Origin of the sequence: Terrisporobacter hibernicus (genome assembly GCF_020809405.1) — a bacterium.
Lineage (GTDB): Bacteria > Bacillota > Clostridia > Peptostreptococcales > Peptostreptococcaceae > Terrisporobacter > Terrisporobacter petrolearius.
In genome coordinates this window covers 4,035,681-4,062,146 of sequence record NZ_CP081135.1, presented here as the reverse complement: position 1 = coordinate 4,062,146, position 26,466 = coordinate 4,035,681, and the positions used below count along the sequence as shown (strand labels likewise).

The window sequence follows — 26,466 nt, the reverse complement described above, 5'->3', positions numbered from 1 at the left end:
ACTATCTACAACTTTTTTAGTTTGCAGTTGCTATTGAAGAACTTGGCTTTGATTTAGAGAATGACTTTTTACTTACAAACTTATAAATACGCATTACAGCATAAGTTAGAAATACAACGCTGTACGCTGCCACATTTATTATGTAATTAGTGTCACCTGAAAAAGCAACTGGAAGCATTATTAACATAACGTGAACATATATTAGTCCATAGAATAAATAGGCAAATCTTTGCAATGCTTTCCATGATTTAGGTTTTATGCATTTTCTAACACTAGGGAAAGATGTAATAAGAAGTGGAACCATTATTGCAATTAATATTATACTAACACCAGCAGCAGCCTTCATATTAGTTGGCATAGTTTCTGGTGCTGTAAAAAGATTTACAAAGTGATTTTTACCAAAGCTTATATTGTGAGCTAAAGTAAGTATACCTGCTATGATTGATAGTTCAGCTCTAATTGGCATTAAAAACTTAATTAACTTACTTCCATTTCTAAAAGCTCCTGTGTACATAACAATAACAAAAATAGCAGTAGAAAAAGTACTTTTTATTAAAATTGGAAGAATAGTAGTAGTAAACCAGGCAGGTAAAGTCCAAATAACACCTGTATAAGACCCTACTATTAATAAAATTGATAATATTGTAGTTATTATATAACAAATATTAGCATGTTTTTTGATAAAGTCGCGCCCAAAAGCTACTAGCAGTACTGCGACTATTATTGATATTAAAAAATTCATGATTACCTCCATTGAATATGAGAAACGTGGGGGCTATTTCTTCATATTGTAAATATTTTATTGTAATGAAATTATAATATGGATGGTGTTATCAATCAATACTTATTATCAATTAACAATAAAAATCAATAAAATTTACAACATAATAATAAAAAAGATTGAATTAAGAATTAGATAAGTTTATAATAAACAATTAAATAAAATGAAAAAGAGTAGTGATTTTAAATTATGATTGAGAAAAATTACTACTCTTTATTACTATCTAAAATTTTATATTAATTATTTTTAGCCATTAATCTCGCCTATATTATTACTTTTAAACAGTTCATTTAACAAAGTAATTTGAGAAGAGCTAACTTTTATGGAAGCTCTCTCATTGGAAATTAAAGATGATTTTTTGATAAAAGATGTTTTTTCAGTTGAAAATGCAAGACTATAACAAATTTTTCCATTTATATTTTCCTTTGACCACATATATCCATTTATACTAGAAAAGGGGACAAATGAATTAAACATAAGTATACCTTCATTATATACAATTGCACTTTTTCTCTTAGGGTTAAATATGGACACACTCATTAATATAAGTAAAATAAAACTTATACTATTTATTGTTTCTAAAGAAGAGGAGAATACTTCTATTGATTCAATATTATTAAATTTATTTATAAGAGATATAAAAAGTATAAGACAAAATCCAAATAAAAAAGTTTGAATATATCTCATGGTTTTTTCATCCCAAATAGATTCTTTATAGGATTGAATATAAAAAAGAGGATCTTCTTTAGAAAGTTCACCATCTTTTTTTATAATTCTTATAAAATCCATAATCTCAAATATACTTTGTAAAGAAATAAGTATAGTAAAAGATGAGCATAGAAAAATTTGAAAATTATTAAAACTATTTAAAGAAATATAAGCAAAGTCGCTAAATATAAATATGGATGTAATTATTATTAGTGAAAAAATTCTAAATAATTTATTATACTTATAAATTTTATCTTTATAAATTTTACTTAAAATATCAGGATCCCCCATTTGCTTTAAAGCCATATTTGTGGCAGCATTACTGCTCATACCATCCTCCGTATATTCCTCAATATAACTATAAATGTGATCTTTAAGTTCATCTTTCATATCTTTTGCTTTTTCTTCTGTGGAAATAAATCTACACGCAGATTGTAGAAAGTTTTCAATAGTATTATTTTCAATAGTCATTAGTGTTGCCCCCCTAATACTAGATTCATTGTTTTGCTAAATACTTCCCATTCATTCTCACGTTTTTTCAATTCGGTTAAGCCTTTTTTTGTAATTCTATAGTATTTCCTACGTCTACCATTTTCACTTTCCCAAAAGGATTCAATTAACTTGTTTTTCTCAAGATCATGTAAAATAGGGTATAGAGTACCTTCTTTAAAAAGAAATAATCCACCAGATTTGTTTTCAATTTCTTTAATCATTCCATAACCATATGTAGGTTCTTTTTTTAGGGTATTTAGAATTAATGTAACAGTACTACCTTTAATAAGTTCTTTATTCAAAATTCACACCTCGGATTCCTATGTATTATAAAATGATAGTATTTCACTTTTAGGTTAAAGTCAAGTGATACTTATAAAACAAAGACTGTATAAAAAAAATATTATAATAAAAATTACCTTTATAACAAAATATATATTATAATACTTTTAATAAGACTTATTAAAAGTATTAATGATTGTTGTGATAATTAATAAAAATAATAATTAAGTTGAAAGAAGGAAAATAAATGAACATTAGTAATACAAGAAATTTAAGAAAGATAAATCAGGAAAAAATAATTAATGCTTTGATAAATAGAGATGCGTGTACAAAAAACGAATTATCAACTTTGACGGGACTGTCTCTTGGAAGTGTTAATAATATAGTCGCAGATTTATTAAAAAGCCATCAGGTTATTGAATCTGGATATGCTAAATCTACAGGAGGAAGACCTTCAAAACATTATGAATTAAATAGTAATTATTCTAAAAATCTATGTTTATCTATTTTTAAAAATAGTAATAGAATTCATCTTGTTTACAGAGTTTATAATTTAAAAGATGAGCTTTTAATGGAAAATAGAATTGTTAAACCTAAAATTTCAATTGAAGATATTTATGAAATTTTAGATAGTGTTTTAGAAAAAATAGAAAATATTAAAGTTATTGGTGTTAGTATCCCTGGAATTATAAAAGATGAAAAAGTAATATCTACAGGCATAGATAATTTCAATGAAATTAATATTATTCAGTTGTTAAAGGAAAAATACGAGCAAAAGATTATTTTTGGCAATGACGTTAATACAGCAGCAATTGGATTTTATTTAGATCAAGAAAATTACGAAGATATTTGCTTATTATTCCAACCAGCTAATCATTGTGCAGGTGTAGGTATTATAGTAAATGGAAGAATGCTTAAAGGAATGAATAACTTGGCTGGTGAGGTTCAATATTTACCGATTGACCTTACAGATAATATGGAAATACTTTTAAATTCAACAAAAGGTCACGAAGAATTAATTACTAGATACACTCAGTCTATTATAGCTATGTTAAATCCTCAGGCTATTGGTATTTGTTCTACTATTGTAGATGATTACTCAAATATTAAAGAAAATTTAAATAATATATTTGAAAAAGAAGAATTACCAGAGCTAATTAAAATTCATGATCTTATTGAATATATTATGTGGGGCATAAATTTATTGTGTAAGGATTCATTAAAATCAAACCTTACAATAACAAAAAAAACAATTATGTAAAGTAATTAAATATACTTATAAAATAGGAGAGAAGAAAATGAGAATAGAACATGTAGCAATGTATGTAAATGATTTGGAAAGTACAAAGGATTTTTATGTTAAGTATTTTGGAGCAAAGGCAAATGAGAAATATCATAATTTTTTAACTGGACTTCAAACTTACTTCTTAACTTTTGATGATAATACGAGACTTGAGATAATGACACGACCAGAAGTTAAAATAAGAGAAAAGTCATTAACACAAAGTGGATATATTCATTTGGCATTTAGTGTGGGAAGTAAGGAAAAGGTTGATATGTTAACTAATGATTTGGAAAAAGCAGGGTATAAAATAATTAGTGGACCACGCATGACAGGTGACAAGTATTATGAAAGTTGTGTACTAGGACCTGAAAATAATCAGATTGAAATAATTGCATAATAAATTAAAATATATATTAATAAAAGGTACTGAAATATTTATTTATCATATTATGAATTAAGAATTTAAAAGGGAGGGAATTTTATGGATTTTTATAAAAAACCATTAATTTCTCCAGAAATCCAAAATATTTTTTATAATGATGATAAATTAATTATTAGTGTTAAATTATATTCCGTGTATAATATTTACTGTAATAAAACTGTATTAATAAATTTAATTATAGAAGATAGTATCTCAAAACAATTATACGAATACCCCGGAAGAGTAAAAAAGGATATTTTATATGTTGATATTAGTAAAAATGAATTAAGATTTTTGATCCGAAATTTTGCTGAAAGTTTGATAAAAGTGAAAGTGTTTAATACTAATGGAAGCATAATATCTATAGAAAAAGTAAAAGGGAGATTATGGGGAGAAAATCAGTTCTCAACAGAACTAAATTATGAAGATGATACTTTTAAGCTATTTATAATAAATAATAAGGATAGCGTTGCCCTTTTTACAATCAAGGAAATATTAATAAATGAAATTGATGAAATACAAAAGTATTATACTAATTTAAAAGTGCTGTTTAAAAGTGAAAAAAGTATGAGTAATATTATACATGAAAATTCAAAATTTAATTTGGTTGTTGGTAAAAAGAATTACGTCTCACAGGAGATAGAAGTACTCAATGAAAATTATTTTTATGTTTATTACAAAGTTGAAAATAAAGATTACATTGTGGAAAAAATTTTAAGTGAGGATGTTTCTCTAATAACAATTATCAATGGGAAAAAGTATAAAAACAAAATAGAAAAAGTAAATAAAGTTTATAAGTCAACTTATGAAGTTATAAAGTTAAAAGCTAAAAATTATTTTTAAATTATAAAAGCTCATTGCTATTTTAAATGAGCTTTTTTTGTGAAACTAAAAACAATTTACCACTTCTTATATTATTTTGATATACTGTATGTGAACAAGTAAAGTTGTGTAAAGAATACAAAGTAAAGAATTCACAAGTAGAAGTAATATATTCCTTGGATGCAGTTGTATTTGTATATAAAATATTTCTAGGTAAAATGAGGGTGAAAAGATGAAAGTTTTAAGTGGAGGTTGTACATTAGATTGCTATGATGCATGTAAATTTAATGTATATACTGAAGACAACAATATTGCGAAAATAGAAGGAGACAAGTGCCATCCATATACAAAAGGGTTTATTTGTAAAAAAGGACTAAAACATGTAAAAAGGCATAATCATCTAAATAGGCAATATAAACCTTTACTAAAGGTTAATCATAAATGGGAAGAAATAACTTTTGAAGAAGCCATAGATATTATGGCAAAAAAGTTGAGTTATTATAAAGAAAACTATGGATCAAAATCCTTTATATATTATGAACAATATGGAAGTGGAAGTCTTCTTAAAAGTATTGGAGAGATATTTTTTAATTTTTTTGGAGGCAGTTGTAAACAAAAAGGTGGCCCTTGCTGGAGTGCAGGTATAGAGGCTCAAAAAAGAAATTTTGGCGATGTGAAAAGTCATTCGCTGGAAGATATGTTAAATAGTAAAACTATAATAGTATGGGGTAAAAATCCAGCCAACACAACAATACATACAATGAATATGATCAAAATAGCTCAAAAGTCAGGAGCTTATGTTATAGTTATTGATCCGATTCTTACATCTACAGCAAAGCAAGCTGATTTTCATTTAAGGATAAAACCTGGTGGAGATGGGGCTTTAGCTTTAGCAATGGGAAAAAGGATAATCGAATTAAACTTACAGGATGAGGATTACATAAATAAATATATAAAAAACTTTGATGAATACAAGGCTTATTTAGATAAGTTAAGCTTAAGAAATTTATGCAAAATGTGTGGAGTGACTTTACCACATCTAGATTTTTTAGTAAAAAAATATGTAGAAACATATTCGACTATTTTACAAGGATATGGTATGCAAAAATATAATTATGGTGGAAGTACTATTGCATATATAAATACACTAGGAGCTATAACAGGTCAAATAGGATATAGCGGTGGCGGAGTGAATTATGCCAATAGGGTTTATCCAGATGTATTAAACACAGATCCTTACCACAGTTATAAATATGCAGATGATGAATTTTTCTATGTAAGTAAAATAAGTGATTTTATTGAAGAGAAGAATATTAAAATGGCAGTAATAACAAAGAGTAATCTTTTAAATCAGCTACCTGAGTTAAAAAAATTAGAAAAAGCAATGTCTAAAATTGAATTTAAAGTATGTTTTGATTTGTTTTTAACGGATACAGCACAAAGTTGTGATTTATTTATTCCTGTTACAAGTGTTTTTGAAAGTGAAGATTTACTATATAGTTCTATGACCAATCCATATTTAACATATATTGAAAAAGCATTGGAGCCAGAAAATAATTTTATGGATGAGTATTATTTTTTCCAAGAAGTAGCTAGAAGATTAAACCTTACGGAGTATCCTTATGTGGGAAAAAAAGAGTATTTGGAAAAAGTTATCGAACCATTAAGATATATAAACAAAGATATAAGTTTAGATTATCTTGCAAAAAACTATTTTACAATACATGAAGGCATCCCTTGGGAAGATAAAAAATTTAAAACTGAGTCTGGAAAGTTTGAGATATTTATAAATGAAAATGCCTTAAACCTTAATAAAGCAGACGAAGAATATAATTTTAGATTATTAACAAATCATGGAAGTGACTCTTTATTCAGTCAACATTGTATGGACTACGAAAACAAAGCAAAAGCATTTATTAATAAGAAGATGGCATCTAAACATAAATTATATCAAGATGATTTAATAACCATGGAATCAAGAGAAGGAAAAATAGAAGTTTTAGTGCAAATTGATGATTCTATATGTGATGATGTGGTGATGATGTATGCAGGTTGGTGGAAAAAACACGGAAACCCTAACTGGATAATAAAATCAGGTATATCAGATATAGGTGGTCAAGTAACTTATAACGAGACTTTTGTGAAGCTATATAAATATTAAAATATAAACTAAAATTAGATGAAATATAAGGAGCTAGATATACTATTATTTAGCTCCTATTTTTATTTTTTGTGAATATTTAAAAAACTTTTGCTAAGTATGATTATTATTTTAAATATATCATAAAGTATAAATATAAATTTAGAATACATATTAAATTTTGTTATTTGAATTTTTTAAAAAGTAATGTTACAATGGGCAAAGTAATTGGAATAATAAGGATGTGAACTATATGAAAAAGAAAATATTGCTTTTAATAATGATTTTTATAATTATATTAGGACTAGGTAATTGTATTTATTCTAAAAATAGTCAACTCTCTAAAAGTGAAAAAATAGAGGATTTTGAATGTTTGTACAGTAACGTAAAGAAAGGATATCCTTATTTATATGTAAATAAAAGACATTATAATGTGGATTGGCTAGAAAATAAAGAAAAATACCTAAAGAGAATTGAAGATACGCCTGATGATGAGAAGTTTATAGAAGAAATGTCATCAATAGTAGATGATTTACATAATCGACATACGGAATTAATAGATAATAAAAGTAGGTTTGAACTTTTTAAAACAGCATATTCAAATAATAATTGGTATGATTTTCTGAGTGATGAAAAAGTTTTAAATAGATATAATTCTATAAAGCCAAAAATAAAAATACAAAAGGAGTATTTTTTCAAAAAAAAATTAACTCTAGAAGATATAATCAAAGATAAGGTTGGATATATTTATTTGCCTTCAATGTCTTCAAGTGAAGGATCTTTTAACGAAGATTTCAATAAAATAGGGAACTATATTGACACATTAGAAAATCACGAAGCTTTAATTATTGATATAAGAGATAATGCAGGTGGAAGTGATAGTTATTGGCAAGGAGTACTATCTAAACTTATAAAAGAAGATAGAAAAGTAAGTGGTTATAGAATTTATAGAAACAACTGTAAAACAATTAAAAAATACACACAAAAAAGAAATATAAAATTACAGCCCATAAAAAATTTACCTGAGCATATAAAAAAGAATGGACCAAAGGAAATTTTAAAGCAGTTTACTGATTTTGAAAATACGTCTTATACTATAAAAGGAAATCCTAATTTGAAATTTAAAGGAAACATATATTTACTTGTTGATGAAAAAGTATTTTCTTCATCAGAGTTATTTTCTATGTTTTGTAAAGAAACGAAATTTGCAACAGTAATAGGAGAGTCTACAGGAGGAGATGGTGGAGTTATAGACCCTGTATTAATTAACCTAAAAAATAGTGGTTTAATTATTAGAATGGCTAGTTGTATGTATTTAGATAAAGATGGAATATGTGATGAAGAATTAAAAGTAATTCCCGATTACAAAATAGAAGATTGCGAAAAAACTTCTAATTTTAAAAATGATAATTGTATAAAGAAAGTATTAGAAATAGAAAAGCTCAATTAATAAATTTATAGGGGGGAATATATGAAAAAAAGATTAACCCAGTCTATAAGAAATCCTGATAAAATAAAGAATTACTGGTTTAAAGAAAAGAAGACAGTAATTTTGCTCACTATATTTGGGGTTTTGTACAATGTAGGAATGGTTGCAAGACCTATTTATCAAGGAAAACTAATTGATGCTTTAATTGCAAAAATTAGTTTTAATAACTTAATATACTTAGCATTAATATTTATATTTATTACATTTATAGTTCAATTTTTCAGATATTATAAAAGATATTATGTGCGACAATTTGCAAATAGGACGACAGCAACCATGAGATTTATGCTTTATAATAATATTTTGAATAAAACTGAAAAAGAGTTAAGTGAAGAGAATATGGGCAGTATTATGACAAAGACTATTTCTGATGTAGATGTTTGTGTAGAAGGTATGAGAAAATCTACTACAGAAGTATTTGACACAGGAGTTCTCTTTGTGTCATATTTAATAACCTTGCTACAGTATGATGCTAAAATTACATTGTATGCATGCCTCTTTATACCTGTTGCCATATTAATTGCAGAAGAATTAAAAATAATTATTTTTAAATTTACAAAAGCTTATAGAAGTCAAATATCTAAAGTATCAGATATAACTTATGACATGATAGACAATGCAATTTTATATAGACTATATGGAAGAGAGATGGATAATAAAAGGATTTATGAAAAAGAACTAGAAGACTTTGAGAAAAAAGCAATTACAGCAAATATATGGGAAAATGCCATGCAACCAATTTATAATGTTATTGCCATGGGTGGAATTGTATTTGTCATAATTCTCATGGGAGAAAAAGTTTACAAAGGTGTCTTTACTATTGGTGAGTTTTCTGCTTACATTTCCATATTTTCTGTAATGGCAGTAAAAGCCAGTAGAATTGCTAGACTATTTAATACAATTCAAAAATCTAGAGTATCCTGGAATAGAATAAAACCTTACTTAAAAGAATACAGTCAAATAGATAAAAACCTTGAAAAAATAGAAGAAAATACAAAGGTTGAAGCTAATAATTTATATTTTAAATATAGCGAAGAATATATAATAGAAAATCTTAATTTCCAAGGAAGAGAAAACCAAATAATTGGAATAACAGGACCTATAGGTTGTGGAAAATCAACCATAGGTAAAATATTTTTAGCAGAATATGACTATGAGGGCAGTTTAACAATAGATAATAAAGAACTGCGAGATTATACTGAATATGAAAGAAGTAAAATAATATCTTATTTAGGACATAATCCTCATTTGATTTCAGACACTATTTATAACAATATAACTTTAGGAGATGAGGGAGATATTACTCATGTGCTTAATATGGTTTGTTTTACTGAAGATTTAAAATTTATGGAACATGGAATAGATACTCTAGTGGGCAATGGTGGAATAAGACTTAGTGGAGGTCAACAAGCTAGAATTGCTTTAGCAAGAACTCTTTATCATAAAAATAAAATACTAATATTAGATGACCCTTTTTCAGCAGTTGATATGAACACGGAAAAAATCATAATAAGTAACTTGCAAAACCATTATAAAGACTGCCTAATTTTATTAATTTCCCATAGACTATCAATTTTTAAATACTTAAATGAAATAATATTGATAAATGATAATAAAACATTGGAATATGGAAATCACGAAAAATTATTAAATTCATCTAAACTATACAATCAACTTTATTCTTTACAACAAAGAAAAGAAGGTGATAAAGATGAGTAAAAAGCATATAAAAACCAACAGTAAGGTTGTAAAATTAATAATAAATGTATTTAAAGAATATAAATTACTTACTTTTTTACTTTTTTTCATAATAATTGGCACTATTGGTTTTAGTTTAGCAACACCTCAAGTATTAAAATATATTATAGATGATTATTTGACAGTTGGAGGAAAAAGTTTGTTATTTCCATCTTTACTATACTTTGCAACAATTGTGCTTCTTGGTATTTTCAACTTTGGAAAAGAAGGAATCATAACTATATTTGGACAAAAAATCATAAGAAAAATTAAAGAAGAAATGATGATAAAGTTGGAGAAAATCCCTATAGGGTATTTGTCTACTAATGAAAGTGGATCCGTAGTATCTCGTTTTTCCAACGATGTGGAAGCTGTAGGTTCATTATTTACAAGTGGTATAGTCAGTATGTTTGTAGATGCTTTTAAGATTATAGGTATTGTGATTTCCATTTGGATATTTAGCTACAAGCTTGCAATTCTAGTTTTATTTATAATACCTGCAGTGTATTTTTTGACTAGAGAATTTCAGAAAAAAATGTTAAAAGCTCAAAAATTGTATCGTGTTTTAACAGCTAAGGTAAACAACCATATACCAGAAAGTATAAATAATATACAAATGATTAAATCTTTTGCTAAGGAAGAATATATGGAAAATAAATATGTGGATTACTTAGATAAAAGTTATGAAGCTATGGATAAAATAAATTTCTATGACTCAATTTTTTCGCCTATAATTTTAGTATTAAGAGCAGTTGTCATAGCTATTGTAGTTATTTTATCTAGTGATTATTTATCTTTTTTAGGAATTTCAATAGGTACTGTTGCAGCAGCTATAGAGTTAATAAATAATATATTTACACCAATAGAAAATTTAGGCATGGAACTACAAAATATTCAACAGTCCATAGCAGGAATTTATAGAATAGATGAATTCTTAAATGAAAAAGAAGAAACAAAGAAGAAAGTTGATTTTACATATGAGAAAATTATAAATAGTAACTTAGATATAGAACTTAAAGATGTAAACTTCAACTATGAAGAAGGTGAAAATATTTTAGAAAATGTAAACCTTAGCATAAAACACAAAGAAAGCGTAACTTTTGCAGGAAGAACAGGTTCGGGAAAGACAACACTTTTTAAATTAATTCTTGGGCTTTTAGAGCCAAGTAGTGGTAGTGTCACTTTAAGTAATGTTAAAGTTAGTGAAATACCTAATTATGAAAAGCGAAAAATCTTTGGATATGTTGAGCAGTCTTTTTCTTTTATTAAGGGAAGTGTAGGAGAACAAATTAGTTTAAAAGACGAAAAAATAAGCAAAAAAGATATAGAAAATGCCATGAAATTTGTAGGCTTACATGATTATATAATAAATCTAGAAGAAGGATACGACACATTAGCATCTCCTCATCTTTTTTCACAGGGACAAAGACAATTACTATCAATTGCAAGAGCTATAGTAACATCACCACCAATTATGTTACTAGACGAAATTACAGCAAATTTAGATTCAGAAACAGAAGAAAAAATTATTTCTGTGCTAAGGGGTGTATCCTCTGAAAGAACTGTGCTTTCTATTTCTCACAGACTAACATCTGTTTTAACATGTGATAGAATAATTAAATTGGAAAATAAAAATATTGTTATATAAAAACAAAACCCTCCTCCAAAATAAAAATATTATAAATTTTTAACATGGGATAGTATTAGTAATAAGGACAATCCATGATAAATAAGTAATATATTAGGATTAAATAATTGGGGGAGGAGTTTTTATGACATTCAACAATAAAAAAGTGATAATTGATGTAGCTTATGGGAGCATAACTAATAAATATTCAGATGATAGCGTTGTATTAGTTGGGGAATTTCATGATGAAAAAAGTAATCATGCAAATAGCTTACAGCTTGTTATAAATAGAGAGAATGATTTGCCCATTACTGTAAATGTCCCATACAATGGATATAATATGCAACTTTTTGTGGGAGATTTTACTGGGGATAAAATAGATAATATAATGATTAGAGGAGAGTATGAAAATCCTCAAATTTATAAAGATGGTCATGACAATTTAATAAGTTATGAATTAGGTGTGATTTACAAATATGAGAGTGAGAAGTTAATAGAAATTTTTAATATGAAGAAATATAAAAATAATAATTTAGCTTGTGCCAAATTTAAAAGCAATTATAGAGCTTCAGTCTCCTGCGGTAAGAAAAAATATTTAATAGACTTATCTGCAAGGCCTAAAGAATATCTAAATAAAATATACGATGAAGATAAAAAAGTAAAAACAAACTTAAAACCAACTTTAGATAATCCAAGTGAGATTTTTCCTATAAAAGAAGTTTTTAGTGACTGTTACAGCTTGCTTATTTATCAAAGAATTGTGGGAATTAATAATAGTGACGTTATTGGAACAATTGAAACACTAATTAATCTTAATAATAACAATATAAATATTATATATGAAGGGTTATTATCATATCCATATGAAGAAGTTAATATATTTAAAAATAAATTAAAAGATCAGTTTAAGGAAATAAGAAAAATATTTGAAGGTAGCAAATTTACAAAAACATATTATTCAAGAAATAAGAATAATAATAGTCGAAATGATGATTTAAACTTAATAATAAAATCAATGGATGAAGAAGGAAATAGACTATACGTAGACGCATATTTACTTAACTTGAAAAGTTATGAGATAAAATCACTAAGCAATCTGAAAGTAATATTAAAAGATGACCAAAGTAGAATAGTAGGAAATAAAGTTTTTAATAAAGTTGATATAGGTGAAGGTTTAAAATCAAAGGAAAGAATAAGAATACTGCTATCTTTCTTTTCAAATGAATATAATATGTTTGAGGAATTAGATATAAATAATCTAATTTGTGAAATTAATTATGATGCAAGAAGTTAAAAATTATCAGGAAAATTATCTAGTAAAATTTAACATATAATAATATAATGACTATAACACAAATAGATAAAAATCCATTATATATAAATGAAAACAATTAGGAGGATAACTTATGAAACAATGTATGGATTCAGATAATATACACAGAAGAATGAAAAAATTAATAGGTCAGTTAAATGCTGTTGATAGAATGGTGGATGAAGATGTGCCTTGTGAAGATATAATTATGCAAATTAATGCAGCAAAATCAGCTCTTCACAAAGTGGGGCAAATAGTATTAGAAGGTCACCTACATCACTGTGTTAAAGAAGGAATAGAACATGGCGATGCAGATAAAACAATAGAAGATTTTGCAAAAGCTATTGAATACTTTTCAAGAATGTAAATATAATTAAATATAAATTTTATAAAACAAGGTTGTTTAGCAAGGGCTAATAACCTTGTTTTATTTTTGAAATAAATATTATTGTTGCTAAATTATACCCCTATGGGTATAATTTAAGTATACCCTGGGGGGTATAATTTGATAAGGAGGAGTAAGTATATTATGAAGAATATATTTGAAGATGAAATAAAAAGAGATATTATATTTCTAGTAATATCAGGTATTGCACTTATATTTAGTTTTAGCCATATAAAACTATTTAATTTAGATTTTGCTTGGATTTCCATAATATTTTGTGGAATACCAATAATAAAAGAAGCTATAGAAGGTTTATTTACAGAGTTTGATATAAAAGCAGATGTACTAGTATCCATGGCACTAATTGCATCAGTTATAATTGGAGAGGTATTTGCAGCTGGTGAAGTTGCATTTATAATGCAAATAGGAGCATTTCTTGAAGAATTCACAGTAAAAAAATCAAGAAAAGGAATTGAAAAACTAGTACACTTAACACCCACATTAGCAAGAATAATAGCAAATAATGAGGAAAAATCTATTAATGCAAAAGATGTAAAAGTTGGAGATATACTTAGAGTTAACCCAGGAGAAATAATACCAGTGGATGGATTAATTATAAAAGGAAAAACTTCCATAGATAATTCTATTATGAGTGGAGAATCTATTCCACTTGATTTAAGTGAAGGAGATAGTGTATATTCTGGTGCAGTTAACCAATTTGGATCTTTTGAGATGAAAGCAACAAAAGTGGGAGAAGATAGTTCTATTCAAAGAATGATAAAGCTAGTTGAAAGTGCAGATGCTAGCAAAGCAAAAATAGTAGGTGTAGCAGATAGATGGGCAACATATATTGTTATAGCTGCTTTTTCCAGTGCTATTTTAACTTGGTTAGTAACAGGTGAAATAATAAGAGCTGTTACAATTCTTGTTGTATTTTGTCCTTGTGCTTTAGTATTGGCAACTCCAACTGCTATAGTAGCAGCAATAGGCAATGTTTCTAAACATGGTATTTTAGTAAAAGAAGGAGATGCACTAGAGAGACTTTCTAAGATAAGTAAAATTACTTTTGATAAAACAGGTACTTTAACTTACGGGAAGCCAAAGGTGGAAGAGGTTGTAAGCGTAATAAATAATTTAAGTAATGAGGAACTTTATGAAATAATTGCTTCATGCGAATTATACTCAGAGCATCCTCTTGGTAGAGCTATAGTATCTTCTTATAAAGAAAATCACAAAATGGAAATAACACCACCTCAGGAATTTAAAATAATTCCAGGTAGAGGAGTAGTTGCAAAAGTAAATAATAAAAAAATAATAGCTGGTAATAAACATTTACTTCTAGATGAAAAATTTAAAAGAGATGAAATTAGATTTATTAGAGAAAAATATAAAAATAAAGGAAAATCCATAATTTATATAGGAATAGACAATAAAATTGGTGGTTACATAATACTTAGTGATAAACTTAGAGATGAGTCTAAATTTATGATAAAAAGTATAAAAAATTTAGGAATAACACCTGTTCTTTTAACTGGAGACAATAAATATGTGGCAGAAAGTATTGCATCTCAAGTTAATATAGAAGAAGTGAAATCAGAATGTTTTCCACAGGATAAATTAGAAATAATTGAAGAGAGTCAGGAAAAAGAAAAGGAAATGGTTTGTATGGTTGGAGATGGAATAAATGATGCCCCAGCACTTAAAAAAGCATTTGTAGGAATTGCCATGGGTGGTGTGGGTAGTGATATAGCAGTAGATGCGGCAGATATTGTACTTGTTAGAGATGATATAGATAATTTGCCTCATTTATTAACATTATCAAAACATATGATGAAGACTATTAAGATAAACCTTGCTTTTTCCATGGGACTTAACTTTGTGGCAGTTATTCTTGCTATGACAGGTATGCTAGGTCCTGTAGTAGGAGCTCTTGTTCATAATGCTGGTTCAGTTTTAGTTATTATAAATTCAGCCTTACTTTTAAAATATAATAATAATTCAAATAAAAATGAAAAAAATTTTGAAAATAAAACCTCAAGAAAAAACAAAGAACTAAGTTGTTCAAGTTTATAAAAACACATAAAAAAAATCCTTGCTTTACCGATCAAGCAAGGATTTTAAAATATATTTTAAAAAGGGGTTTTTAGGGAATATATTTATTTGGGGAGTAATCAGTTATTGGGGAAATAACTGTATATTTATAATAACAAAGTTCGACAAACTTCGCAAGTATAAAATTTTATTTTTATGAAAAAATATTTATTGAAAATGAAAAGAATATAGATTAATAAGTTTAATTTATACTATTTATTTTTATATAGACTAAAATACCTACCTATGATCACCTGATTTACCATTATTTAATTAATGAAACAATAATAACATAAAATTATTTATAGTTAAAATTGAAAAATCATACTAAATTTAAAATTTTTTCAACTACTCTTTTCTACAATTGTATTGGAATCATATAATACATTTTGCTTTAGTGGGAATATTAAATATAACAATAATAAAAAGGAGTATGAATATGAAAAAATTTTTAACTATTGCACTATCAACACTAATGATTTTTACAATATTCACATCGCAAACTGCTTCAGTTTTTGCCATGGAGAATAAAAAAGAACAGGATATAGTAGATATAGCAGTAAATGATAGTAGATTTACCACATTAGTAGAAGGATTAAAAGCGGCAGGTCTAGTTGATACTCTTAAAGGTGAGGGGCCATTTACAGTATTTGCACCAACTAATGATGCTTTTGAAAAATTACCAGATGGAACATTAGAAGAATTATTAAAAGCTGAAAACAAGGATAAACTTACTGATATTTTACTATATCATGTAGCTAAAGATAAGTTTGATGCTAAAGAAGTGTCAAATATGGATGGTAAACAAATAACCTTAGCAAATGGAAAAACAGCAAATATATCAGTAAAAGATGGAGAAGTATTTATTAATGACTCCAAAGTGATTATAACAGATATAATGGCTAAAAATGGAATTATACATGTAATAGATACAGTATTACTTCCATAAATAAATTAAAATAATAAATAAAAAAGTATTTGATGATATTAATTAAATCATCAAATACTTTTTTTATTAGGCAATATTAAATGTATAGTAGTATAAATTGTACGCCCACATAAAGAGCAGAAAGTCCTACTAATGTGTATATAATTCTACTTATGGAACTTATATTACCAAAAGCTCCACCTCCAGCTAGTAGGGCAGCTACTAAATCAAATTTAAATAATCCTACTAGACCCCAGTTAATAGCTCCAATAAGAACTAAAGTAAGACAAATGTTATAAACTATATCCATTATAATTCCTCCTTAACTAATAATTGTAGTTAGTTTATGCAAAAAAAGGATAATAATACAAATGTCATAAATAAAATTAAATGTAAACCAATAAAAATAAAAGGTTGACACAAATAAAGGTAATAATTATACTTCTAAGTATAAACTTAAAGTATTTAGGAGGACTAAAAATGATTGAATTAAAAAATAAAACATCCAAAATAGTTATTTGTGGCTTATTTGCAGCAATGATTTCCGTAAGTGCATTTATTCAAATACCAATACCTAATATTGATTATTTTACACTACAATTTTTATTTGTATTGTTGGCAGGTATGTTACTTGGATCAAAACTAGGAGGAATTTCAGTATTAGTATATGTTATAACAGGTCTTATGGGATTTCCTGTATTTGCATCAGGTGGAGGACTTACATATATACTAAGGCCTAGTTTTGGATATTTAATAGGATTTATATTATGTGCCTTTGTTACAGGATTTGTTTGCGAAAAAATAAAAAGTAAAAAAATATCTAAGTATTTAATAGCAGCTTTTTGTGGATTTTTAGTTACTTATGCTTTTGGACTTACATATAAATATTATATTTTGAATTTTTATATGGGCACAAAAATGCCCCTTTTAGCACTACTGCTATCGTGTTTTCCCCTAGACATTCCTGGAGATATAGTTTTATGTATTGTGGCTAGTTTAGTAGGCTCAAAATTAAGTAAATATGTAAAAAGAGAAAATGTAAATTATGCTTAAAACAGTATTTTGATTTAAAAGTTAGTGAAATGCACTTAAAAATTAGTAAGGATGTCAATTTAAAGGGAGTTAGGATTATGCTTAAACAGATTAGTGAAAAAATATTAAATGAAGGGTTAATAGATAAAGATACTGCTTTAAGTTTATTAAAATATGATACAGAAGACTTATGCAAAGAGGCGGACAAAATTAGAAAGTATTATTGTGGTAGTAAATTTGATTTATGTACCATAGTAAATGGTAAAAGTGGAAGATGCTCAGAAGATTGCAAGTTTTGTGCTCAATCAAGCCACTATAAATCTGAAGTTGAAAATTATGAATTACTAGATACAAACTCAATGAAAAAAGAAGCAATTTATAATGATATAAAGAATGTAGGGCGTTATTCTGTTGTTACAAGTGGGAAAAAATTAAGTTCAAAAGAAGTAGACTCTCTATGTGATACATATATAGAAATAAAAAAAAGTTGTAAAATTAAATTATGTGCTTCTGGTGGTTTATTAACTTATGAAGAGTTATGTAAATTAAAAGAAGCAGGTGTTACAAGATACCACAACAATCTGGAAAGCAGCAAAAGATTTTTTCCACAAATATGTACCACTCATACTTATGATGAAAAAATTCAAACTATAAAAGCTGCTAAGAGAGCCGGCCTTACAGTTTGTTCTGGAGGTATAATGGGTCTTGGTGAAAATATGGAAGATCGTATTGACTTAGCACTTACTCTTAGAGATTTAGGAATAACTTCAGTGCCTATTAATATATTAAATCCTATAAAAGGTACACCCTTAGAAAATAATAAAGTATTAACATTGGATGATGTAAGAAGAATAGTCGCTATTTATAGATTTATCTTGCCAAAGGCACAACTTCGTTTGGCTGGAGGTAGAGGACTTTTAGAAGACAAGGGATTAAGTGTTTTCTCATCTGGTGCCAATGCTGCAATTACGGGAGATATGTTAACTACTTTAGGAATTACTATTGATGAAGATATGAAAATCATAAAGGAACTTGGATATGAGGTGAAGTGTAATGAATAGAGGTGTATTTATTACAGGTACTTCTACAGATGTGGGAAAAACTTATATTAGTTCTTTATTAGTAAAAAATCTTAGAGAAAATAATATAAACTGCGGATATTTTAAAGGAGCTTTAAGTGGAGCATATTTGGAAGATAATGAATTATTACCTGGAGATGCTAAAGAAGTCTGTACCAGAGCAAATCTAAATTGTGAACCAAAAGATTTAGTAAGTTATATTTTTAAAGAGCCAGTATCTCCACACCTAGCAGCAAAAATAAATAATGAAATTATTGAGCTAAATAAAATAAAAGAAGATTTTGATAGAATTAGTAGGGTCTACGACTTTATGGTTGTGGAGGGATGCGGAGGAATTGTTTGTCCTCTAAGATTTGATGATAAAAAAATAATGTTAACTGATATTATAAAACTATTAAATCTTCCTATCATTATAGTTGCTGATGGAGGCCTTGGAACAATAAATGATACAGTTCTTACTACAGAATACGCCAAGTCTCAAGGATTTTCAATAATAGGGATTATTCTTAATAACTATGACGAAAATAATATTATGCATATTGATAATAAAAAAATGATAGAAGAACTAACTAAGATACCTGTTATTGCCTGTGTAAAAGAAAATGATGAAAGTATTAACATATCTTTAAAAGAAATAATATAAAAATATAATATATGAAATATAAAAGGATGGCTAATGCCATCCTTTTTATTTTAATTAATACTAATTAAAATAAACCTATCAAAAATGTAATACTTCTGTAATGTAAATCAATTGTTGTAAAAGTCCACCTAATATAAAATAAAAGTATATTTTCCACATGATCGTTGGATTTATAAAACAAAATTTATGAAACATAAGGGAGATGACAAAATGAAATTCACAAAGGGAAAAGTTATTGCAGCAGTTTTAGGAATAATGGTTATTGCAGGTGGTGTATCTGTGTATAAATCATTAACTGATGATAATCCATACAGACTTCTATATATATCAGAAGAAGGCAACAAAAATGAAAAATCGCAGAATGAATTAATAAATGAAGCTTTTAAAGACTCAAATGTAAAAAAAACAGAATTTGATATGCTTAAGGTTGACGATAAAGGAACTGTAGTTATAAATGAAACAGAATATAATAAATTAGCAAAAGATAAAAATCTCAAAGAAGTTGATCTTTCTGGTGATGAAGCAATGATCATACCAAGATATGATGGTATAGCAAACATGTCATATTTAAAGGAGCAAAAAGAAGTAAAGGAATATAAAGCAAAAAATGTTGATTTAAAAATAAAAGGTGTTCTTAATAAGAAAATCTTAACAACTGGACTTTTTAAAAATCAGTTTGTAGTAAGTGATAAAACTTATGAAAAACTATCTAAAGAGAGTAAAATACTAGAAGTAAGTGGTTATGACTATGATAGTAATAAAAATACACAAAATAATGTGGCTAAATTATTTAAAAAGGAGCTTTTTTCAATTAACAATACTAATAGACTATATTACTTAATTGGAGCAGATGTTTATGGTAAAGAATAATAATTTCTAAATTAATTTAAGGATTATCTAATCTATTGTGAAGATAGTAAAAATACATTGATGTATTATTACTATCTTTTTTATTTAAGTGTATTAATAACGGGTATATAAAGGAAATACTATTTAAAGGTATTTAACTAATAAATAAAAAGGAGAAGTATAATGATGAGAAAAATAATCTTTAACTTAGCTATGAGTGTAGATGGATATATTAGTGATGATGATGGTGGATTTGAGTGGATTGTAGGTGAAAATAATAATTCACTGGATACTAAAGAACAATTTGAGTTTAATAAATTTTTAGAAACTTGCGATACAATAGTAATGGGAAGGAAGTCCTATGAAGATATACCAAAAGAAACTTTCGATGAATTTTCAGATAAAAAAGTTTATCTAGTTACAAATAAAAAACTTAGCGTTAATAAAGATAATGTGGAAATTATAAATGGAGATATTGTTAAAAAAATACTTAAGTTAAGAAATGAAGAAGGAAAGAATATATGGATATTTGGTGGAGCAATTTTAGCGGATACATTTATCAAAGCTGATGTTATAGATGAGTATATAATTGGTATAATTCCATGTATATTAGGTAATGGAAGAAAGTTATTTTTAGAAAATAACCCAACTATAAATCTACATTTGAAAAATTATAGCTTCGCAGATGGAATTGGAGTTTTAACTTATGCAAAACGATAGAGTTATATTAAAAATCATATTTGTATAAACCTACACTAAAATGGAATAATAAATTTAAAATAAAAAATAATATTATATTTAAATATAAGGAGTATACATATGATTTTAGACAAGGAAAAATATATAAAAGTTAGATCAGCTCAAGTACAAGGAGCTAGAACAGTTCAAGATGTTAAAGAGATGACAGATATAGTTATAGAAAATGATGAAGAATATAGTGAGATTGATAGACTAGTTCAAAATGTTTGCAAATGCCAAAATATATCTGTAAATGAAGTGGTAGCAGCAGTAAAAAATGGTGCACAAACAGTAGAACAAGTAATGGAAGAAACTAACGCAGGTACTGGTTGTGGTAGATGCAAAGGAATAATAGCTAATATTTTAGAAAACAAAAAATAATTAAGTAAAAAGCCTTAGTAAATAGAAAACTATTTCTAAGGCTTTTTACTTAAGTTGTGTAATCTAACTAATATATTAAAAGTATCAGTTTTTTAAGTTAATATATTAATTAAATTTATATGTATTCAAATTTTATAGAAAATATCAATTTCAATAAATATTTTTTATATGGTAATCTTATAATTGAGTTAAGTTAAATTAAGACAAAAGGGGGGACAAAATATGAGTATAAAAATTGATATTATATCAGGATTTTTAGGTGCAGGAAAAACAACTTTTCTAAATGAATTTACTAAAAATACAGATGAAAAAATTGCTATTATTGAAAATGAATTTGGAGATGTTTCTATAGACAGTGATTTAATAAAGGGAGATTTCACAGTGAAAGAATTACCCTCAGGTTGTATATGTTGTAGTTTAATAGGCAACTTTAAAGAGGCAATATTATCTCTAAGTGAAGAAGTTAGTTTGGATAGAATTATAATTGAACCTTCTGGAGTGGCTATGTTATCAGACATAGTTAAATTGTGTGAAAATATATGCAAGACTTCAAAGAAAGAAATGACAATCAACAATGTAATAACCATAGTGGATTTAAGTAATTTTTATGAATATGAAGATAATTTTGGGAATTTTTATCTAAATCAAATAAAAAATGCAAACATTATACTACTTAGCCATTTGAAAGAAGTAGATAAAAATCAAATAGAAATTATTATTGATAAACTTATCAGTTATAATGAGGAAGCCTATATAATAGAAGAAGACTGGTATTTTGAAAGAAAATTAAATTTTAAAAATTATATCGAAGCTTTAGAGACAAATAAAGTTAATATAAAAGAAAATTTAAAGGAAACAAGTAGAATCAAGAAGTTATTGAAATCTATTACAATAGATAAACCTAAGATTTTTACAGAAGAAGAATTAAAAGAAGTATTGGAACTACTAAAAGATAAAAAACATGGATATGTACTAAGATCAAAAGGTATAATTCAAATTGAAAAGGGTAAAACTGTTCATTTTGACTTTACTCCAAATAACTATTCTTATGAATATATGGATGAAATATGTGAGTCTAAAGTAGTTATAATAGGGTTGCTTTTAAATACAAAATTAATAAAAGAATTATTTTAAATGAAAGTAAAAATTAAAATAAGGATAAAAAACAAGAGGCTGTGGGACAAAGGTTAAAAGTTATTGTACCACAGCTATTTTTAGGATTTTTATTTGTTTAAGTTAGCTAAGTCTTTTGCTATATTAGCGGCAACTTTAGCATTGTTGTAAACAAGTTCTATATTAGAATCAAGAGATTTTCCTTCAGTTATAGTTTTTACTTTGTCTAATAAGAAAGGAGTAACTTGCTTTCCGCCTATGTGTTTTTCTTTTGCTTCTTTTAAAGCAGATTCTATGGCATTAGTTATAGTGTCGTAGTCCATTTCGAACTCCTCAGGTATTGGATTAGCTATAACCATACCGCCTTTTAAGTTTAAGTCCCACTTAGCTTTTAGAGCTTCAGCTACTTCCATAGAAGAGTCAACTCTGTAGTCAACACCAAATCCTGATTTTCTAGTGTAGAAAGCAGGCATTTCTTCAGTTCCAAAACCTACTACTGGAACACCGTGAGTTTCTAAGTATTCTAGGGTTAAACCAATATCTAAGATAGACTTAGCTCCAGCACATATAACAGCAACGTCAGTGTTAGCTAATTCTTCTAAGTCAGCAGATATATCCATAGTAGTTTCAGCTCCTCTATGAACTCCACCTATTCCACCAGTAGCAAATACTTTTACTCCAGCAAGATCTGCAAGTATCATAGTAGTAGCAACAGTAGTAGCTCCAGTTAATTTTTTAGAAATTATAAAGGGTAAATCTCTTCTAGAAGCTTTAACTACATTTTTGCTTGTAGCTAAGAATTCTATTTCTTCTTTAGTTAAACCAACTTTTAAAACTCCATCTAGTATAGCTATAGTTGCAGGAACTGCACCATTTTCTCTTATTATATTCTCAACATTACTGGCCATTTCAACGTTTTGTGGGTATGGCATACCATGAGATATTATTGTAGATTCTAAAGCAACAACTGGTCTTCCTTCTTTAACTGCTGCTTCAACTTCGGGATGTATTTGTAAGTATTTTTTTAACATTTTATTAACTCCTTTATTTTTTATATAATTAGATATTTAATTCTTTGATTTTTTGTTTTACTAAGTCCTCACTTAAGTTTGGATTGATAGTATTTTTATGAGATAGTGCTAAAATTGATGCTCCAACAGATAACTTTGCAGTTTGTTCTATATCAAGATCATTCATAAATCCATATACTATACCGGACATAAAAGCATCTCCAGCTCCAGTGGCATTTACTATATCAATTTTTATGCCAGGTATATGGAGTGTTTTTTCTTTGTTAGCACAATATACACCATCACTACTTAGTGTTATAAATACACTTTTAACACCTTTTTCTATAAAGTATTTACAAGATTTTTTAGCGTCATCTAAGTTTTCTATTTTAATTCCAGATAATGTTTCAGCTTCATACTTGTTTAATTTGATTCCTTCGAACCTTTGAAGTATATCTTTTATTTTTATACATTTAGCAGTAGAAACAGTATCTAGGAAAATTGGCAAATGACTATGATTTCTTGTGATAAAATCTATAGTTTCCTTAGATAAATTAGTATCTAAAACTATAGCCTTAGAATCATCGATTGATTTGTATTTTGAATGAATAAAAATTTCATCCAGTTTTTCAATAATGTCCATATGACTTATGGCAAGTTGCATATCTTTTGAGTGATTTAATATAGAAATATAAATTGAAGTAGAGTATTCATCTGATACAAAACAATCATTCACATCAATATTTAGATTTTTACACTCAGAAAGAATAGTATTTCCATATAAGTCATTTCCTATTGCTGAAATAAGTTTAGTATTTACACCCAATCGGCTTAAATTTTCTGCTATATTTCTACCAACTCCGCCCATTGATATATCAACCATGCCAGGGTTGGAGTCATGCATTACTAGAGGATTATTTGGAAATCCTTGAATATCCATATTTGATCCACCAATAACCGTAACGTAATTTTCTTTTCTTAAAATGTAACCTTTGCCTAAAATCTGTCCTTTCTTCATTAAATTGGTTATATGAACAGCCACAGAAGCACGAGATATATTTAACATATCTGCCAGTTCTTGTTGTGAAATCATAGGATTACTTTTTAGGATTTGTAAAATTTCTTTTTCTCTGTAAGTCATTTAATCACCCAAAATTAATATTTGTTTATATATATAAACATTTGTTAAAAATATAATACCATCATTGATTGCAAAGAACAATACTTTTTTGCTTAAATTGAACAAACAGTATGGATTAAATATAAAAAGTAATGAATGTGCTATACTATATAGTATATATAATATTAATAAATGAAATTAGATTTATAAAAGATTGTGTATATTGTTTAATGAAACTTAATATGTATTTTCAAAGGGAATTAAGAATATTTATAATATAGAAGATATTATACAAATAGGAGGTAGCTTATGAATAAAAAAGAAAGAAATGAAGTGACAATATGAATAGTAATAAAACAGAGGAATTTGAAATAGAAAATAAAGAAACAAAAATGGAAAGAAATCATTTAGATAGGCGGTCTTATTGCCAACCACCTTGTTACAAAAATAATGAACTTAATCTTAAGTTAATAGATAAATATGGCAGAGAGTATAATGACAATAAAAAAATTATAGCGAAAGTAAAAAAACTTATAAAAATAGGTAAGATAATAGCAATTAAAGGACTAAAAGGATTTTATTTAGTTTGTGATGGAACAAACCACAAAGCCATAGCAAATTTAAGAAAAAGAAAAAATATAAAATCAAAATCATTATCTTTGATGATGAAAAATATTGATGAAGTTAAAAATCATTGTTATCTTAATGAAAAAGAGAAGACCCTGTTAAACAGGGGTGATAAGCCTATAGTTATTTTAAAAAAGAAAAACAATATCCTACCTAACAATATTTCCTTTAATAAAGATTCTTTCGGAGTGATGTTACCATCCACAGCAATTGATAGTATGTTATTTGATGATGAACTTAACATTTTAGTTATAACAAGTGGAAATACAAGTGGTATGCCTATGATACATGAAAATGAAGATGCTTTGGAAGCTTTAAATAATATTGCGGATTTTTTTGTCATTCATAATAAAAAAATTGATGTTCCAAGGGAAAAACTTGTGTTTAAAGTACTTTTAAATGAAGAAAGAATAAGAAAAATTGGAAGAGTATATGATTTAATTAATTTAAAAGATAGTTGTATAAGCAAATCAAATATTAATCACAATCACGCTCATATAGTAAGTTGTATGTTTGAAAACAATATAAAAGAAAAAGTTATAGGATTGTGCTTTGATGGAACTGGCGGTGAAGAAGATGAAAATTTATGGGGTAGCGAGTTTTTAATTTGTGACAACAAAAACTTTAAAAAAGTAGGTCACTTAAAATATATGAAAATGCCTGGGGGAGATAATGCAACTAAAGAGCCTTGGAAGATGGCAGTAAGTTTGCTTGAGTCATGGTCAAGTAATAAACTAAATTTGCCGGTGGAAGAGCTAATAAGCAATTTAAGTATAAATAATCTTTTTAGTTATATTAAATATAAAAACTATAAAACCATATTATACATGATTAAACACAATGTTAATACACCTTTTACTTCTTCAATGGAAAGTTTGTTTGATGGAATAAGTGCATTTTTAAATTTTCAAAATAAAATTTCTTATGAAGGAGAAGCTTGTATAGAGTTGGAGAATTTGGCGAAGAGATCTATGGATACAAAGGATTACTATAAATTTGAAATTAACTATGAAAATAACAAGTTTGTTGTAGACACAGATTATATAGTAGAAGAAGTATTCAAAGACGTTATAAATAATATAAATCCATGTGATATAGCTATGAAATTTCACAATACTATAGTGGAATTTTCTTTCATAATATGTCTTTACTTAAGAAAACTATATCACATAAATATAGTTGCCTTAAGTGGAGGAGTATTTGAAAATGATATAATATTTACAAGACTATATGAAAAATTAAATAAAAATAATTTTCAAGTGTTAACTCATAAAATTTTTCCCTGTAGTGATTCTAATTTAACAATTGGGCAATTAATAATAGACCTTAATAAAGAATAATAATTATTTATATTAAGAGATGAAATTAACCCTC

At 26.8% G+C, this 26,466-nt stretch carries 25 protein-coding genes; 19 read left to right on the top strand and 6 right to left on the bottom strand.

Features of this window, described 5'->3' with window-relative positions; translation table 11 throughout:
* Window positions 1-16: 16 nt before the first annotated feature.
* From JW646_RS19845 to JW646_RS19835, 3 genes are all read right to left on the bottom strand, one after another.
* The gene (locus tag JW646_RS19845) at window positions 17-742 is read right to left on the bottom strand and encodes a ferric reductase-like transmembrane domain-containing protein (protein ID WP_148557743.1); all 726 of its coding nucleotides are present in this window, start codon (window positions 740-742) and stop codon (window positions 17-19) included.
* A gap of 285 nt (window positions 743-1,027) precedes the next feature.
* Complete coding sequence (locus JW646_RS19840) at window positions 1,028-1,960, bottom strand: permease prefix domain 1-containing protein (RefSeq protein WP_228416156.1); 933 nt, start codon at window positions 1,958-1,960, stop codon at window positions 1,028-1,030.
* The gene (locus JW646_RS19835; protein WP_074917121.1) at window positions 1,960-2,283 is read right to left on the bottom strand and encodes a PadR family transcriptional regulator; all 324 of its coding nucleotides are present in this window, start codon (window positions 2,281-2,283) and stop codon (window positions 1,960-1,962) included. The genes JW646_RS19840 and JW646_RS19835 overlap by 1 nt, the downstream gene beginning before the upstream one ends.
* A gap of 227 nt (window positions 2,284-2,510) precedes the next feature.
* Here JW646_RS19835 and JW646_RS19830 point away from each other — a divergent pair, with 227 nt between their 5' ends.
* The 11 genes from JW646_RS19830 to JW646_RS19780 all read left to right on the top strand — a co-directional run bounded on the left by JW646_RS19830 (window position 2,511) and on the right by JW646_RS19780 (window position 16,521).
* Window positions 2,511-3,524 carry an ROK family protein gene (locus JW646_RS19830; protein WP_228416155.1) on the top strand — a complete coding sequence of 338 codons (1,014 nt, stop codon included), beginning with the start codon at window positions 2,511-2,513 and terminating at the stop codon, window positions 3,522-3,524.
* A gap of 37 nt (window positions 3,525-3,561) precedes the next feature.
* A complete protein-coding gene (locus JW646_RS19825; RefSeq protein ID WP_074917117.1) occupies window positions 3,562-3,945 on the top strand; it encodes a VOC family protein in 384 nt (127 codons plus the stop codon).
* An 84-nt stretch (window positions 3,946-4,029) separates the two neighbouring features.
* Window positions 4,030-4,812 (top strand): hypothetical protein, encoded by a 783-nt coding sequence (locus JW646_RS19820; RefSeq protein WP_228416154.1) that lies wholly within the window; start codon window positions 4,030-4,032, stop codon window positions 4,810-4,812.
* A gap of 211 nt (window positions 4,813-5,023) precedes the next feature.
* Complete coding sequence (locus JW646_RS19815; protein ID WP_074917112.1) at window positions 5,024-6,952, top strand: molybdopterin-dependent oxidoreductase; 1,929 nt, start codon at window positions 5,024-5,026, stop codon at window positions 6,950-6,952.
* Between the two features lie 232 nt (window positions 6,953-7,184).
* Window positions 7,185-8,381 carry a S41 family peptidase gene (locus JW646_RS19810; protein ID WP_074917110.1) on the top strand — a complete coding sequence of 399 codons (1,197 nt, stop codon included), beginning with the start codon at window positions 7,185-7,187 and terminating at the stop codon, window positions 8,379-8,381.
* Window positions 8,382-8,402: 21 nt separating this feature from the next.
* Window positions 8,403-10,139 (top strand): ABC transporter ATP-binding protein, encoded by a 1,737-nt coding sequence (locus JW646_RS19805; protein WP_074917108.1) that lies wholly within the window; start codon window positions 8,403-8,405, stop codon window positions 10,137-10,139.
* Window positions 10,132-11,805, top strand: coding sequence for an ABC transporter ATP-binding protein (locus JW646_RS19800; protein WP_074917105.1), 1,674 nt, complete (start codon window positions 10,132-10,134; stop codon window positions 11,803-11,805). Before JW646_RS19805 ends, JW646_RS19800 begins: the two co-directional genes overlap by 8 nt.
* Window positions 11,806-11,929: 124 nt before the next feature.
* Window positions 11,930-13,078 carry a hypothetical protein gene (locus tag JW646_RS19795; protein WP_228416153.1) on the top strand — a complete coding sequence of 383 codons (1,149 nt, stop codon included), beginning with the start codon at window positions 11,930-11,932 and terminating at the stop codon, window positions 13,076-13,078.
* A 112-nt stretch (window positions 13,079-13,190) separates the two neighbouring features.
* Entirely contained in the window at window positions 13,191-13,463 is a 273-nt protein-coding gene (locus JW646_RS19790) for a metal-sensing transcriptional repressor (RefSeq protein ID WP_074917101.1), read from the top strand.
* A gap of 162 nt (window positions 13,464-13,625) precedes the next feature.
* The gene (locus JW646_RS19785; RefSeq protein ID WP_228416152.1) at window positions 13,626-15,554 is read left to right on the top strand and encodes a heavy metal translocating P-type ATPase; all 1,929 of its coding nucleotides are present in this window, start codon (window positions 13,626-13,628) and stop codon (window positions 15,552-15,554) included.
* A gap of 457 nt (window positions 15,555-16,011) precedes the next feature.
* On the top strand, window positions 16,012-16,521 hold the full coding sequence (locus JW646_RS19780; protein WP_272491854.1) for a fasciclin domain-containing protein: 510 nt from the start codon (window positions 16,012-16,014) through the stop codon (window positions 16,519-16,521).
* A gap of 76 nt (window positions 16,522-16,597) precedes the next feature.
* On the opposite strand, the gene JW646_RS19775 is transcribed toward JW646_RS19780, so the two are convergent.
* Window positions 16,598-16,810 carry a DUF378 domain-containing protein gene (locus JW646_RS19775; protein WP_074917094.1) on the bottom strand — a complete coding sequence of 71 codons (213 nt, stop codon included), beginning with the start codon at window positions 16,808-16,810 and terminating at the stop codon, window positions 16,598-16,600.
* Between the two features lie 170 nt (window positions 16,811-16,980).
* Between JW646_RS19775 and JW646_RS19770 the strand changes: the two genes are divergently transcribed.
* The 7 genes from JW646_RS19770 (at window position 16,981) to JW646_RS19740 (ending at window position 22,356) form a co-directional block, all read left to right on the top strand.
* Entirely contained in the window at window positions 16,981-17,553 is a 573-nt protein-coding gene (locus tag JW646_RS19770) for a biotin transporter BioY (protein ID WP_228416151.1), read from the top strand.
* A 77-nt stretch (window positions 17,554-17,630) separates the two neighbouring features.
* The gene (gene bioB, locus JW646_RS19765; protein ID WP_228416150.1) at window positions 17,631-18,593 is read left to right on the top strand and encodes a biotin synthase BioB; all 963 of its coding nucleotides are present in this window, start codon (window positions 17,631-17,633) and stop codon (window positions 18,591-18,593) included.
* Entirely contained in the window at window positions 18,586-19,254 is a 669-nt protein-coding gene (bioD, locus tag JW646_RS19760) for a dethiobiotin synthase (RefSeq protein WP_228416149.1), read from the top strand. The genes bioB and bioD overlap by 8 nt, the downstream gene beginning before the upstream one ends.
* A 210-nt stretch (window positions 19,255-19,464) precedes the next feature.
* Complete coding sequence (locus tag JW646_RS19755; RefSeq protein WP_228416148.1) at window positions 19,465-20,124, top strand: hypothetical protein; 660 nt, start codon at window positions 19,465-19,467, stop codon at window positions 20,122-20,124.
* 162 nt (window positions 20,125-20,286) lie between these two features.
* Window positions 20,287-20,823 carry a dihydrofolate reductase family protein gene (locus tag JW646_RS19750; RefSeq protein ID WP_228416147.1) on the top strand — a complete coding sequence of 179 codons (537 nt, stop codon included), beginning with the start codon at window positions 20,287-20,289 and terminating at the stop codon, window positions 20,821-20,823.
* A gap of 99 nt (window positions 20,824-20,922) precedes the next feature.
* The gene (locus JW646_RS19745; RefSeq protein ID WP_148557757.1) at window positions 20,923-21,222 is read left to right on the top strand and encodes a (2Fe-2S)-binding protein; all 300 of its coding nucleotides are present in this window, start codon (window positions 20,923-20,925) and stop codon (window positions 21,220-21,222) included.
* Between the two features lie 222 nt (window positions 21,223-21,444).
* Window positions 21,445-22,356, top strand: coding sequence for a GTP-binding protein (locus JW646_RS19740; RefSeq protein WP_228416146.1), 912 nt, complete (start codon window positions 21,445-21,447; stop codon window positions 22,354-22,356).
* Window positions 22,357-22,445: 89 nt separating this feature from the next.
* Here the strand turns inward: JW646_RS19740 and JW646_RS19735 are convergent, their stop codons facing one another.
* Complete coding sequence (locus JW646_RS19735) at window positions 22,446-23,366, bottom strand: pseudouridine-5'-phosphate glycosidase (RefSeq protein ID WP_148557759.1); 921 nt, start codon at window positions 23,364-23,366, stop codon at window positions 22,446-22,448.
* A 28-nt stretch (window positions 23,367-23,394) separates the two neighbouring features.
* Complete coding sequence (locus tag JW646_RS19730; protein WP_148557760.1) at window positions 23,395-24,486, bottom strand: PfkB family carbohydrate kinase; 1,092 nt, start codon at window positions 24,484-24,486, stop codon at window positions 23,395-23,397.
* A gap of 320 nt (window positions 24,487-24,806) precedes the next feature.
* Between JW646_RS19730 and JW646_RS19725 the strand changes: the two genes are divergently transcribed.
* Window positions 24,807-26,432: a Kae1-like domain-containing protein gene (locus JW646_RS19725; protein WP_228416145.1), complete on the top strand. Its 1,626-nt coding sequence runs from the start codon at window positions 24,807-24,809 to the stop codon at window positions 26,430-26,432.
* The last annotated feature ends 34 nt before the right edge of the window (window positions 26,433-26,466 follow it).

Bases quoted from the DNA above. Each gene is read 5' to 3' on its own strand.
- JW646_RS19775 (WP_074917094.1), bottom strand. From the start codon at position 16,810: ATGGATATAGTTTATAACATTTGTCTTACTTTAGTTCTTATTGGAGCT.
- JW646_RS19820 (WP_228416154.1), top strand. From the start codon at position 4,030: ATGGATTTTTATAAAAAACCATTAATTTCTCCAGAAATCCAAAATATT.
- JW646_RS19740 (WP_228416146.1), top strand. From the start codon at position 21,445: ATGAGTATAAAAATTGATATTATATCAGGATTTTTAGGTGCAGGAAAA.
- JW646_RS19815 (WP_074917112.1), top strand. From the start codon at position 5,024: ATGAAAGTTTTAAGTGGAGGTTGTACATTAGATTGCTATGATGCATGT.
- JW646_RS19840 (WP_228416156.1), bottom strand. From the start codon at position 1,960: ATGACTATTGAAAATAATACTATTGAAAACTTTCTACAATCTGCGTGT.
- JW646_RS19805 (WP_074917108.1), top strand. From the start codon at position 8,403: ATGAAAAAAAGATTAACCCAGTCTATAAGAAATCCTGATAAAATAAAG.
- JW646_RS19730 (WP_148557760.1), bottom strand. From the start codon at position 24,486: ATGACTTACAGAGAAAAAGAAATTTTACAAATCCTAAAAAGTAATCCT.
- JW646_RS19825 (WP_074917117.1), top strand. From the start codon at position 3,562: ATGAGAATAGAACATGTAGCAATGTATGTAAATGATTTGGAAAGTACA.
- JW646_RS19745 (WP_148557757.1), top strand. From the start codon at position 20,923: ATGATTTTAGACAAGGAAAAATATATAAAAGTTAGATCAGCTCAAGTA.
- JW646_RS19795 (WP_228416153.1), top strand. From the start codon at position 11,930: ATGACATTCAACAATAAAAAAGTGATAATTGATGTAGCTTATGGGAGC.
- JW646_RS19790 (WP_074917101.1), top strand. From the start codon at position 13,191: ATGAAACAATGTATGGATTCAGATAATATACACAGAAGAATGAAAAAA.
- JW646_RS19725 (WP_228416145.1), top strand. From the start codon at position 24,807: ATGAATAGTAATAAAACAGAGGAATTTGAAATAGAAAATAAAGAAACA.
- JW646_RS19800 (WP_074917105.1), top strand. From the start codon at position 10,132: ATGAGTAAAAAGCATATAAAAACCAACAGTAAGGTTGTAAAATTAATA.
- JW646_RS19810 (WP_074917110.1), top strand. From the start codon at position 7,185: ATGAAAAAGAAAATATTGCTTTTAATAATGATTTTTATAATTATATTA.
- JW646_RS19780 (WP_272491854.1), top strand. From the start codon at position 16,012: ATGAAAAAATTTTTAACTATTGCACTATCAACACTAATGATTTTTACA.
- bioD (WP_228416149.1), top strand. From the start codon at position 18,586: ATGAATAGAGGTGTATTTATTACAGGTACTTCTACAGATGTGGGAAAA.
- JW646_RS19845 (WP_148557743.1), bottom strand. From the start codon at position 742: ATGAATTTTTTAATATCAATAATAGTCGCAGTACTGCTAGTAGCTTTT.
- JW646_RS19785 (WP_228416152.1), top strand. From the start codon at position 13,626: ATGAAGAATATATTTGAAGATGAAATAAAAAGAGATATTATATTTCTA.
- JW646_RS19735 (WP_148557759.1), bottom strand. From the start codon at position 23,366: ATGTTAAAAAAATACTTACAAATACATCCCGAAGTTGAAGCAGCAGTT.
- JW646_RS19830 (WP_228416155.1), top strand. From the start codon at position 2,511: ATGAACATTAGTAATACAAGAAATTTAAGAAAGATAAATCAGGAAAAA.
- bioB (WP_228416150.1), top strand. From the start codon at position 17,631: ATGCTTAAACAGATTAGTGAAAAAATATTAAATGAAGGGTTAATAGAT.
- JW646_RS19750 (WP_228416147.1), top strand. From the start codon at position 20,287: ATGATGAGAAAAATAATCTTTAACTTAGCTATGAGTGTAGATGGATAT.
- JW646_RS19755 (WP_228416148.1), top strand. From the start codon at position 19,465: ATGAAATTCACAAAGGGAAAAGTTATTGCAGCAGTTTTAGGAATAATG.
- JW646_RS19770 (WP_228416151.1), top strand. From the start codon at position 16,981: ATGATTGAATTAAAAAATAAAACATCCAAAATAGTTATTTGTGGCTTA.